An 11401-nucleotide genomic window follows, 5' to 3' on the forward strand; every position below is an offset into this window, starting at 1 on the left:
CTCTTTTTAAAATTTAGTTGGAAAAACACGTTTAATCTGATCTAAACAAGCTGCTACGACTTCTTCAATCGTACCACTTGCATCAATTAAGGTGATTCTTGCTGGATTTTCTGCTACTAAAGTTAAATACGCTGCACGAACCGCTTCATGAAACTCCAATTTTTCTTGATCCAAACGATCAAATTGACGTGTTTCCTTATTGCGATTGATGCGTTCAATTCCGACACTAGCCTCTACATCTAAGTACAAGGTTAAATCCGGCGTTACACCGTCTGTTGCAAAGTGATTGATTGCTGCTACCTCTGAAATTCCGATACCACGAGCAGCCCCCTGATAGGCTAGTGAGCTGTCGACAAATCGATCACAAATTACTAAAGCATCCTTGGCTAAAGCTGGGTTGATTCTTTCAATTAAATGTTGACGTCGAGCTGCTGCATAAAGTAAGGCTTCTGTACGAATATCCATCTCTGTGTTTTGAGGATTCAGAATCAATTCACGAATCTCTTCTGCAATCCGACTCCCGCCTGGTTCTCTTGTTGCGACTACATTCATTTTAATTGTGCTTTCTAAAAGTGGCAACAACTCCCTTAAGACACTTGTCTTTCCTGCACCATCTGGACCTTCTACTGTTATAAAAATACCTGCCACTTTATCATACTCCTTATCTACTTTAATTCTTAGTTCTTATTATACGTTATCTAGTGTCATCAGTCTAATTGAAATCCTTATTTGGATGAATTTATTCTAAAAAAAGAAGACTATTCACTTAGAATAGTCTTCTTGCTTATTCCTCAAAAAAACCTTCATCTTCCAAATAGCCAACCGCAGCATCTCTAGTTTTAAAGATAGCCTCTAATGCCCCACTAGACATGATAATGGACCACATGCCATTACGATATTCTAGCGTTAAATAATCGCCATGATCTTCCACCCAATTTTCTTGGTATCCTTCTTCATAGCCATCAACCGTTTTCTTTAAATACTCAATCGCATCAGCTGTCATTTGACGAATCATTTCTGCATCTTCCTCTAAAACAGAAATGTAGCCTTTCATTGTATCTTCTTCTGGCAAATACCCCGCATAAATAAAGGCATTTCCATTAGGATGTAAAAATTTGACTACTGTTGTTTTCGGAACAGCACTTTCTTCAAAATGGTAATTCAAACGTTTAAGGGAAACTTCGTGCATCGTTAATTCTTCAAATTCATCAAAAATCGCTTTTTTTTCAGCAAATGATAACATAATTTAACCTCTTTCAATTCTGTAATTTCAATCTAATATCCTAATGAGAAAAAACCAGGATTTTATTCTTATTTTTCAATCCTACAACTCGATTAAACTGTGCCAACCCCGCTTTTAAAACAGCCAGCTGCTCTTGTTTAATTTCTTCTCCCTTTAAAATCAATGGAATTCCTGGTGGATAAGGAGTTACCGTAACTGCTGAAATACACCCTATTGCCTGTTCTAAATCAACGAATTCAACAGCCTTCATCTTTTGCTGTTCATAAGATAACGCTAAAGTTGCCATTTGAGGGTATCTGACAATCGGTCGTTTTTTTACTGCAACTTCTCGGCTCTCAAGCTGTGCAAGCTCTACCTCTGGTAGTTGAATAGGTTGCTGCGCTTTCAACAAGGGAAATGTCAACAAAATAAAGGATTCCGTCGAAAGCTCTGGGAACAACCCTTTTTCTTCAAAATAAATAGCTAACTCTTCTCCTAAATAGCCCGTTTTACGAATGTTCAATTTAAGTGGATCTGCTGTTTTCAGTACATCAAATCCAGCTTGCTCTAATTTATTTTCCCAAAAAGTCACATAGGCAAGCGTCTGCTTAAGATCATCCAATGTCCAATTAGCTAAAAAGTAACGTGCATACTCCAATGACATCATCAACAAATATGAAGGACTACTAGATTGAAGTATGTGTAAATAATGTTCTATTTCCCTTTGGAATTCTATGGAACTTCCTTTTCCAATATGCAAATAAGAGCCTTGCGTTAGTGCCGGCAACATTTTGTGTGCAGAATGAACCACTACATCTGCTCCAAGTTCCAGTGCAGAAACTGGAAAAGGTGATCCTAACGTAAAGTGAGCCCCGTGCGCTTCATCGACTAGCACCAAGCAATTATTTGCTTTTGCAAGTTCAATCAACTCTTTTAAAGGATAAATTTCGCCGTAGTAAGTTGGATACGTCATAACCAGCGCTTTAATTCCTGAATATTGTTTGAATACTGCCTTTAAATCTGCCGGTTTAATTCCTGCTTTAATTGTGCCTTCCGCTTCACTAACTTGACCTAAAAACAAAGGAGTTGCCCCTGCCAATTCAACCCCATGAATAACGGACTGATGGGCATCACGCGTCATTAAAATGAGGTCATCTCGTTTCACAGATGCCATAATCATCGCTAAGTTTCCTACTGTTGAACCGTTAACCAAATAATAACTCTTCTCACTTTTATAAAAATCAGACAACAAGGTTTGACTTGCTTCAATCACACCGGTTGGTTCATGCAGATAATCTAAGCCACTTACTTCGGTTTGATCATACGCCAACAGCTGTTTAAATTCACTCATTTCATCTAGCCAATTTAAACCATTTTTATGTCCAGGAACATGAAATGATTGTTTTTCCACTTTCTTGTGCTTTCTCAAAGCGTCAAAAAGAGGCCGTTGCTGTTGGTTAAGTTGTTCTTTCTCCATCGGCTAATGACCTCCTCTAATCAAACCTATCTAATTTTTGTACTTTTAATTTTACGAATTCGTGCTTCTTTAAATAAATAAAAGTATTTAGCTTCAGCTAATTTCGTTTCTGCAAATAATAACCCATCTTTATCAAATACAGCCTCTTCAATTTCTTTCTTATTTTCCCATTGGTCTTTTGTACGATACATCAAGTTTAAAAGGGCCTCATCGTATTCTTTACGCAATAATCCTTTTTTATTTTTCTTAAAAAACATTTTCGCTTCCCTCTTCCTTAAAGTTCTCTACGTCCTTCAACAGCTTTCAATAACGTAATTTCATCGGCATATTCAATATCACTACCTACAGATAATCCATGAGCTAAACGCGTCACCTTAATTCCTGCTGGCTTAATTAAACGTGATAAATACATAGCGGTTGCTTCGCCTTCTGCGGTTGCATTTGTAGCAATAATCACTTCATTGATTTCATCCGATTGAAGTCGTTTGATTAAACTTGGAATGTTGATATCTTCAGGACCAGTGCCTTCAATTGGTGACAATACGCCATGTAGGACATGATATAAACCATGATATTCGCGCATTTTTTCCATTGAAATCACATCTTTAGGGTCTTCCACTACTAAAACAATGCTACGATCTCTCGTTGTGTCTTGGCATATTTCACATGGATCGCCTTCCGTGATATTTCCGCAAATCGAACAATAATGCAAATCTCTTTTTGCACTAATCAACGCTTTAGCAAAATCCGTCACGTCTTCTTCCTTCATATCAATTGTAAAAAACGCTAATCTGGCAGCTGTTTTTGCACCAATTCCGGGCAATTTCATGTAGCTATCAATTAATTTTGAAATTGGTTCTGGGTAATGCATTCTGCTCATCCTCACTGTTTTAAAAAGTGGGACGCTTCAAACGTCCCACTTTTTTTATCGTTGATTTATAAACCTGGGATTCCTTTAGTGAATTTTCCCATTGTTGATTGTGTTTCAACTTCAATTTTTGCTAATACATCGTTTGTTGCCATTAAAATTAAATCTTGCAACATTTCAATATCATCTGGATCTACCGCTTCTGGCTTGATAACAACGTCTTTCACTTTCTTGTCACCTGTCATCACGATGGATACCAAATCACCACTAGCTACCCCGGTAAATTCTTTTTGGTTTAAAGCCTCTTGTGCTGATCCCATTTCTTTTTGCATTTTTTGCATTTGTTTCATCATACCTTGCATATTTCCCATTCCACGCATGTTGTCTACTTCCTTTCATTGGTTCGCTTTTTATTTTAAAACTAAATTAGTTAAAAATCTTAATCATTCAACACTTCAACCATTTCTTCTCCAAATAACTCAAGTGCTTCAGTGACGACTGTATTTTGATCGTCTGCAATTGGAGGTGCCACGAGGTCATCAAGACCGTCAAATGTTGGCGTTAGCGCTGGTGGTTCCTGAACGAGTTGTTGGTTCATTGCTTCAGAAGTGGGTTTTGGTGAACCCCCGTGTGCTTCTTTTGGTTGTTCCGTTGGTTTTGATTTATTTTGACTCAAATACTCGCTACGAATCGTTGGCCATTGATCGCTTGGCACACAAATCATTCTTGGGGTATGTCCGATTAATCGGCGCATGTCCTCACTAACTGCTTCCATTAATTCTTGATCATCGGTTGCTTTCTGACATAAAATATCATATTCAAAAGAAACAATCAAGCCTGTTGGACTTGCTGCAACAGGTGTTGAGGCTTTCATCACCGCTCGTTGCGTCACTGAAAGCATATTTAATAAATCAGGCCACAGTTCTTTTAATTGCAATAAATTGTCTTTTGTCGCTTCTTTTAGAACTTGATAGATCCCTGTTGTATTTGGTTTAAATTGATTGTTCCCAGTTTTTTTGGTAACTCGTTGTTGTGGTTTTTTTGCAGCTCCACTTGCAACGATTCCATTCTCTTTTAGTTCTAAAAGCTGTTTTTTTAATTCGTTGATTTCAGCTTCTAAATGCCCTACATTTCCACTCGCTTCTTTTGTTTCAGGTATTTCCTGAGGTGCTGGCTGAATAGATTCCATCTTAGGCGCCACATTCACTCGCAACTGTGTCATTTTAACTGTTGCCACTTCCAAATAAATATCTGGGTGATTCGTAAAGCGCATTTCTGTTTGAGAGTCATTTAAAATTGTAATCATTTGATATAAAATACTCGCCGGAATCTTCCCGCTTAATTCCTTGAACGTCGTATCTGCACTCGCCTCTTCTAGTAAATCAATCATTTGTGGCGCTTGTTGATACACCAATAAATCACGACTGAATAAAATCAAATCTTCGACAAAACGTGCAGAATCTTTGCCTTCAGCTAAAATACCTTGTAAAATTGCCAATCCTTTTTCAGTATCATTTGTTAAAATGGCCTCAAAATAAGTTAATAACAATTCTTGCGTGAGGCTTCCAGTGACACTCATTGCATTTTCCAACGTTACTTCCGTCTCACCATAGGAGATTACCTGGTCTAAAATGCTTAATGCATCACGCATTCCGCCTTCTGCTGAGCGCGCAATAATAGGCAAGGCACTTTCCTCAAATCCAATTTTTTCTTGCTCCAAAATATAAGCCATTCTTCCGCATATATCTTTCACTGAAATACGCTTAAAATCAAAGCGCTGCGTCCTCGAAATAATGGTTAACGGAATTTTATGAGGTTCGGTTGTTGCTAAAATAAAAATAACATTTTTTGGTGGCTCTTCTAGTGTTTTCAATAAGGCATTAAACGCACCTGTTGAAAGCATATGAACCTCATCAATAATGTATACTTTGTAATCAGCACTTGTTGGTGCATATTTGGCCTTATCTCGAATATCACGAATTTCCTCGACGCCATTGTTACTCGCCGCATCAATTTCAATGACATCATTTAATTGACCTTTCGTAATCGCCATACAAGTTTCACAGGTATTACATGGTTCACCGTCAACAATATGATGACAGTTAATTGCTTTTGCAAAAATCTTGGCAGCACTCGTCTTACCCGTTCCTCTTGGACCTGTAAATAGATAAGCATGACTTGTTTTATGTTGTATCAATGCATTACGCAGTGTTTGAGTAATCGCTAATTGTCCAGCAATATCTTGAAATCTTTGGGGACGCCAAACCCGATAAAGTGCTTGATAACTCATCTATTTCCCTCTTTCTGAACCGAAGATTTACTAATTTCTATTATACGTTAAAAAAGATAGGATTTCATTCATTTAAACTAAAAATTTAGTAAAATCTCCCATCATTTTCTTAAGCGTGAAAAAAAACTCTCAATACAAATTGTATTAAGAGTTTCTCACTATGTACTTACAGCACATGGCGAAGCATACTTAGTGCTGCTTCCTTCCAGATCTGACACGATTCATAAGTTCACCATTGCTATAAGGCCTTTCGGCAATCTTTATTTTACCTTATCTTTCCCCTAAAAGCTAGCTTTTTTTAGAAATTGTATCAATAAAGTTAAATTAACTTATTTTGCTCCGCACTTTTTCTTGCAAGCTTCTCTTCTTTTTTTCGTTGTCGCAGGGCTTTAAAAAACTCACTTAACAATTGACCACACTCTTCTGCTAAAATACCTGATTCAACTGCCACTTGGTGATTAAAGCGCTCGTCTGTCAGCAAATTATAAAGCGTCCCCGCAGTTCCACCCTTAGGATCTTCCGCACCATAATAAACCTCTTTGACTCGTGACATAATCATTGCTCCACTACACATTGGACAAGGTTCTAGCGTTACAAATAAACTTGCTTCTTCTAAACGCCAACTGTCTAAAAGATGATTTGCCTGGCGAATCGCAATCATTTCAGCATGAGTCGTAGCGTCATTGGTCTCTTCTCGCATATTGTGACCACGAGCAATCACTTTGCCATCTAAAACCACAACAGCCCCAATAGGAACTTCTAATTTATCGCCAGCCTTTTGTGCTTCTTTTATTGCTTCCTTCATAAAAAATTCTTTTTCTTCTTGTGTATACATCTGCCAATTCCTTTGTTCGTTTTCTATATCCTATCATAGTTCGCTTATTTTCTATATCTAATTTTTCTAATCTGTGGGATTTTATTAAGTTCATTTTAAAATTGTGTTATACTAATGTAAGCAATTACAAGTTGATTCGAAAGGAGTTTTTCCCTTGGATTTTGAACGTTTACAAACCCTTTATCCAAATGCAACCCTAGTTGAAACTCCCAGTAATGAGAGTGGGATTCTGTGTCTACCCTATCATACTCAATGGATTAAAATCTCAACTAATGAACTTAAGCTATCTGAAATTCAATTATTACAAGCTCTTTTCCCAATAAAAAAAGAAACAAAAAAGGCCTTAAGTCATTCGATTTGGTACCAATTTCTATGGCAAGCTAAGCAGCTGCCGTCAACTAAAAAAGGCAATTATCGCGTGATTCAATTTACCCTCTCTCACCCACTTGATTCAGAGAATCAGTTTATGTGGCTAGAAGCTTTTTCACAAGTTTTTCCTGCCTGTGAGGATTCTTTTTTTATCAATCCGACTACTGGGATTCTTATTCAAGAAGAAACCAAAAACGACTTTACACTGGAAGAACTAAGCGGCGTTATTCAAGCTTTGGAAGATGATTTTTCGATAAAAGTATTTTGTTATATCGGCCATTTTTGGCAATTAACAACTGATTTCCCAAAGTTATTTCACGAAGAGCAGTCCATTTTTAATCACCAACAACAGACCACAAAGAATCCTGTTCTGTCTCTTCCCCAAATTGCTCTTGCTTACTACACAAAAACATCTACCGAAAAAAGTTTTTTGATGAAAAACTTGAAAGACAGTCTTTCCGAACAAGTCGATTGGCAAGAACTCGTCCAAATTCTTTGGGAAACACAAGGAAATCTTTCATTAGCAGCAAAAAAATTATACATCCATCGGAACACTTTACAATATCGAATTGATCGTTTTTTAGAAGCAACCTCATTTTCTTTAAAAGATCAAAACGATTTAACCTTGTGTTACTTACTTGTTCTTATTTAAAAAAAACTCCTCATTCGTTCAACTAATGTCCGAATGAGGAGTTTTCTATTTACTTATCGAATTTTTCTTTGACTGTTTCAGTGTAACCATGTAACGTGTGTTTAAAATCTTCAGCCATATCTTTTACATTATCGCCATAAACGTTGATTTTACCTTTAAGATTTCCAATCTTGTCTACAATTTTTAACAGATTTGAGATTTCTTCATCTGATAATTGGTCCACAACAGATAACGCATCGTCATTGCCGTTTAATTTTTCTTTGATAAAGTCTTTAGCGCGTTTACGATTCATGTAACTTTCAATCTTTTGGAGTGCTTTTTCTGAAGAAGAAACAATAATGGTTCCTACTACTACTGTTGCGCCTAAGCCTATTAATAAACCTTTAGTTGAATTTTTCATATTCTTTCACGTCCCTTTTCTTAGATTGATATTTAGTATAATTTTAACATAGATCCTTACTTTTAACTAATGAAAGCCTTATTTTGAAACAGCTTTTATTTTTTTGATTTTTGGTTCTTTGACTTGAATCCGAATTTTCCCTTTAACCGCACCAATTGTTACTTCGTCTCCAATTTTAACCGTACCGTTTAATAATTCTTCACTTAGACGATCTTCAACTTCTTTTTGCAAGGCTCTTCTTAGTGGTCGTGCTCCATATTCTGGATCAAAACCTGCCTTAGCAATCACTTCATTGGCTGCAGGTGTGATTTTCACATGAATGTCTAACTCTTTTAGACGTTTGATAATCGTATTGCCCATTAGTTTCACAATTTCCGTTAATTCGTCTTTTTCTAATGAATGGAAGACAATTGTTTCATCAATTCGGTTGATAAATTCAGGTCTAAACGTATTTTTCAATTCTTCTAAAATTCGTTTTTCCATTGCTTTATGATCTTTCTTCTTATCCTTTGTACTAAACCCAACTGATTTTTCATCTCTTAAAGCCGTAGCACCTAAGTTTGAAGTCATAATCATAATGGTATTTTTAAAGTCCACCTTACGACCTTTTGAATCCGTTAAATGACCATCATCTAAAACTTGTAATAAAATATTAAAGACATCCGGATGCGCTTTTTCTACCTCATCTAACAAAATAACAGAATAAGGTTTTTGGCGAATTTTTTCTGTTAACTGTCCGCCTTCATCGTAACCGACATATCCTGGTGGTGAACCAATTAAACGGCTTGTACTGTATTTTTCCATATACTCAGACATATCCACTCGAATGAGTGCTTCCTCACTCCCAAACATAGCTTCACTCAAAGCTTTCGCTAATTCCGTCTTCCCGACACCTGTAGGGCCTAAGAACATAAATGAACCTATTGGTCTATTTGGATCTTTCAAACCACTTCTAGCGCGTCTCATAGCTCTTGAAACAGCACTAACCGCTTCTTTTTGACCTACAACTCGGCTGTGCAATACTTTTTCCAAATTTAGTAAACGGTCACTTTCTTTTTGTTCCATTTGTTGAACTGGAATCCCTGTCCACAATGAAACGACCTCTGCCACATCAATTGGTGTTACTTGTAATTTAGAAGAAGTTGTCTGTTTCCCTTCTTTGATAATTAAGTTTTCAATTTTTTTCTTTTGACGCATCTCTTTTGATCTAATTTTAGCAGCTCTTTCAAAATCTTGAGTTTGAATGGCTTCTTCTTTCTCAGCCACTAATGCATCCAATTCAGCAATTGCTACTGCTACTGGCGTAGGTTTATCTGAAACATCTAAACGAACTTTGGCAGCCGATTCATCAATCAAATCAATCGCTTTATCTGGCAACTGTCTTGATGTGATATAACGCATTGAAAATTGAATCGCAGAATGGATTGCTTCATCCGTAATTTCTACACCATGATGCTCTTCATAACGAGATCTCAAACCAAGTAAAATTTCCTCTGCTTCTTCAGCCGTTGGTTCGTCTACTTGAATAGGTGCGAAACGACGTTCTAAAGCAGCATCTTTTTCAATATACTTTTGGTATTCATCCAAAGTCGTTGCACCAATCGTTTGTAATTCTCCCCTTGCAAGAGCGGGTTTTAAAATATTTGAAGCATCGATGGCTCCTTCTGCTCCACCAGCCCCGATTAAGGTATGCAACTCATCGATAAAGAGAATCACTTCACCGTCTTGATAAATTTCTTCAATAACTTTTTTCATGCGGTCTTCAAATTCACCACGGTATTTAGTTCCCGCAACCATCGATCCCATATCTAACATCATTAATCGTTTTTTAGATAAGTCTTTTGGAACTTCACCATTAATAATTTTTTGTGCCAAACCTTCTGCTATTGCTGTTTTACCAACACCAGGCTCACCAATCAAGACAGGATTGTTCTTCGTTCTCCGACTCAACACTTGAATCAAACGATGTACTTCCTTTTGACGTCCCACAACAGGATCCATTTTTCCAGCTCTGGCTAGCGCAGTTAAATCTCGAGCCAAAGAATCTAACGTAGGCGTTCCACCAACTGATTGAGTTGCTGCAGTCTTACTACGCTTACTTTTGCTATCACTAACACCAATTTTTTTAAGTAGCAGCTGTCTTGTTTTATTTAAACTTACATCTAAATTACTTAATATTTTAGAAGATAAAATTTCTTCTTCGCGTAATAAGCCCAATAATAAATGTTCCGTTCCAACTAATGGTGCTCCTAAACGTCTAGCTTCATCTGTTGCAAAAGTAATAACTTGTTTAGCTCTAGGAGAGTAGGGTAAAATGACATTTTTAGAAATACTTCCCATTGTTCCATATCCAGTAAAATGTTCAATTTCTTCTCGAACATCCTGCTCGTTAACGGCAAATTGTCTTAGTGTTTTACCTGCCATGCCTTCTTGTTCAATCACTAGTGCTAATAAGATATGTTCTGTCCCAACTGAATGATGACGAAAACGTTTTGCTTCATCTTGTGCTAGAATTAAAACCATTTTAGCTTTCTCTGTAAATAATTCGTTCATTTTAACGCCTCCATCATTTATTCATATCTTAAATTGTCCACAAATGCGATCAAAATCTTTGCTCGTAAACTATTTTCATTTTTTTCACTACTTGCCAGAACATTTTTTTCCAGTGCAGAGAGCATTAAGGTAGCTTCTCTCTTAGTAATAACTTCATCTTCATATAATTTTTGAATAATTGAATAAGCATCTTTTTGGGAAATTTTCTCTCCAATTATTTGAATCATCGCATCTAGCATTTCTACTTTGTCTAATAACTTCACTTTAATAATTCTAATATAGCCACCACCGCCACGTTTACTTTCAACTAAATAACCTTGTTGAACAGTAAAACGAGTATTGATAACATAGTTAATTTGAGAAGGTACACAATTAAATTGATTAGCCATTTCACTACGTCTAATTTCAATTTGTTCATGAACACCTAAAACTTGTTTCAAATAGGCTTCAATGATATCTGACATATTTTGATTTTGCATAAGTCTCCTCCTTCTTAAACGATTTAATAGATTTTGACTAATACTGACTTTAATTATACGAGAAAAATGTTCATTTGAAAAGCAAGTCTACTTATTTCAATAAAAAAATTCAGTTTATGTAAAATAAAAAAGATGAGTTATCCATATCTAGGATAACTCATCTTAACTTTGTCTTCATTATCGGGAAGACAGGATTCGAACCTGCGACCCCTTGGTCCCAAACCAAGTGCTCTACCAAGCTGAGCTACTTCCCGTT

At 36.5% G+C, this 11401-nt stretch carries 12 protein-coding genes, 1 tRNA gene and 1 other RNA gene; 1 reads left to right on the top strand and 13 read right to left on the bottom strand.

What is annotated here, in order from left to right:
* Positions 1 to 6: 6 nt before the first annotated feature.
* The 9 genes from tmk to tadA form a co-directional block, all read right to left on the bottom strand.
* On the bottom strand, positions 7 to 648 hold the full coding sequence (gene tmk, locus AC07SW_RS09305) for a dTMP kinase (RefSeq protein WP_034568162.1): 642 nt from the start codon (positions 646 to 648) through the stop codon (positions 7 to 9).
* A 136-nt stretch (positions 649 to 784) separates the two neighbouring features.
* Positions 785 to 1243, bottom strand: coding sequence for a hypothetical protein (locus tag AC07SW_RS09310; RefSeq protein ID WP_034568161.1), 459 nt, complete (start codon positions 1241 to 1243; stop codon positions 785 to 787).
* A gap of 40 nt (positions 1244 to 1283) precedes the next feature.
* On the bottom strand, positions 1284 to 2699 hold the full coding sequence (locus tag AC07SW_RS09315; RefSeq protein WP_135023126.1) for an aminotransferase class I/II-fold pyridoxal phosphate-dependent enzyme: 1416 nt from the start codon (positions 2697 to 2699) through the stop codon (positions 1284 to 1286).
* Positions 2700 to 2725: 26 nt separating this feature from the next.
* On the bottom strand, positions 2726 to 2956 hold the full coding sequence (locus tag AC07SW_RS09320) for a YaaL family protein (RefSeq protein ID WP_034568159.1): 231 nt from the start codon (positions 2954 to 2956) through the stop codon (positions 2726 to 2728).
* Positions 2957 to 2973: 17 nt separating this feature from the next.
* Positions 2974 to 3570, bottom strand: a complete 597-nt coding sequence (gene recR / locus AC07SW_RS09325) for a recombination mediator RecR (protein WP_057002203.1) — start codon at positions 3568 to 3570, stop codon at positions 2974 to 2976.
* A 65-nt stretch (positions 3571 to 3635) separates the two neighbouring features.
* Positions 3636 to 3947, bottom strand: a complete 312-nt coding sequence (locus AC07SW_RS09330; RefSeq protein ID WP_057002204.1) for a YbaB/EbfC family nucleoid-associated protein — start codon at positions 3945 to 3947, stop codon at positions 3636 to 3638.
* A 59-nt stretch (positions 3948 to 4006) separates the two neighbouring features.
* A complete protein-coding gene (dnaX, locus tag AC07SW_RS09335) occupies positions 4007 to 5857 on the bottom strand; it encodes a DNA polymerase III subunit gamma/tau (RefSeq protein WP_494632727.1) in 1851 nt (616 codons plus the stop codon).
* Positions 5858 to 6017: 160 nt separating this feature from the next.
* Positions 6018 to 6104: signal recognition particle sRNA small type (ffs, locus tag AC07SW_RS09340), an RNA gene on the bottom strand.
* A 72-nt stretch (positions 6105 to 6176) separates the two neighbouring features.
* Positions 6177 to 6692 (bottom strand): tRNA adenosine(34) deaminase TadA, encoded by a 516-nt coding sequence (tadA, locus tag AC07SW_RS09345; RefSeq protein ID WP_057002206.1) that lies wholly within the window; start codon positions 6690 to 6692, stop codon positions 6177 to 6179.
* Between the two features lie 154 nt (positions 6693 to 6846).
* On the opposite strand from tadA, the gene AC07SW_RS09350 reads away from it, so the two are divergent.
* Positions 6847 to 7713 carry a helix-turn-helix domain-containing protein gene (locus AC07SW_RS09350; protein WP_119908622.1) on the top strand — a complete coding sequence of 289 codons (867 nt, stop codon included), beginning with the start codon at positions 6847 to 6849 and terminating at the stop codon, positions 7711 to 7713.
* A 49-nt stretch (positions 7714 to 7762) separates the two neighbouring features.
* Here the strand turns inward: AC07SW_RS09350 and AC07SW_RS09355 are convergent, their stop codons facing one another.
* The 4 genes from AC07SW_RS09355 to AC07SW_RS09370 form a co-directional block, all read right to left on the bottom strand.
* Complete coding sequence (locus tag AC07SW_RS09355) at positions 7763 to 8113, bottom strand: hypothetical protein (RefSeq protein WP_034573289.1); 351 nt, start codon at positions 8111 to 8113, stop codon at positions 7763 to 7765.
* Between the two features lie 78 nt (positions 8114 to 8191).
* Positions 8192 to 10666: an ATP-dependent Clp protease ATP-binding subunit gene (locus AC07SW_RS09360; protein ID WP_119908623.1), complete on the bottom strand. Its 2475-nt coding sequence runs from the start codon at positions 10664 to 10666 to the stop codon at positions 8192 to 8194.
* A 17-nt stretch (positions 10667 to 10683) separates the two neighbouring features.
* Positions 10684 to 11145 (bottom strand): CtsR family transcriptional regulator, encoded by a 462-nt coding sequence (locus tag AC07SW_RS09365; protein ID WP_034573285.1) that lies wholly within the window; start codon positions 11143 to 11145, stop codon positions 10684 to 10686.
* A 180-nt stretch (positions 11146 to 11325) separates the two neighbouring features.
* Positions 11326 to 11399, bottom strand: a tRNA-Pro gene (locus AC07SW_RS09370).
* Between the last annotated feature and the right edge of the window lie 2 nt (positions 11400 to 11401).

The sequence above is a fragment of the Carnobacterium sp. GW821-FHT04C06 genome, assembly GCF_059420345.1.

Coding starts and splice junctions, on each gene's coding strand:
- tadA (WP_057002206.1), bottom strand. CDS start 6,692: ATGTATACACAAGAAGAAAAAGAATTTTTTATGAAGGAAGCAATAAAA.
- AC07SW_RS09315 (WP_135023126.1), bottom strand. CDS start 2,699: ATGGAGAAAGAACAACTTAACCAACAGCAACGGCCTCTTTTTGACGCT.
- AC07SW_RS09330 (WP_057002204.1), bottom strand. CDS start 3,947: ATGCGTGGAATGGGAAATATGCAAGGTATGATGAAACAAATGCAAAAA.
- AC07SW_RS09365 (WP_034573285.1), bottom strand. CDS start 11,145: ATGCAAAATCAAAATATGTCAGATATCATTGAAGCCTATTTGAAACAA.
- AC07SW_RS09310 (WP_034568161.1), bottom strand. CDS start 1,243: ATGTTATCATTTGCTGAAAAAAAAGCGATTTTTGATGAATTTGAAGAA.
- AC07SW_RS09320 (WP_034568159.1), bottom strand. CDS start 2,956: ATGTTTTTTAAGAAAAATAAAAAAGGATTATTGCGTAAAGAATACGAT.
- AC07SW_RS09360 (WP_119908623.1), bottom strand. CDS start 10,666: ATGAACGAATTATTTACAGAGAAAGCTAAAATGGTTTTAATTCTAGCA.
- recR (WP_057002203.1), bottom strand. CDS start 3,570: ATGCATTACCCAGAACCAATTTCAAAATTAATTGATAGCTACATGAAA.
- dnaX (WP_494632727.1), bottom strand. CDS start 5,857: ATGAGTTATCAAGCACTTTATCGGGTTTGGCGTCCCCAAAGATTTCAA.
- AC07SW_RS09355 (WP_034573289.1), bottom strand. CDS start 8,113: ATGAAAAATTCAACTAAAGGTTTATTAATAGGCTTAGGCGCAACAGTA.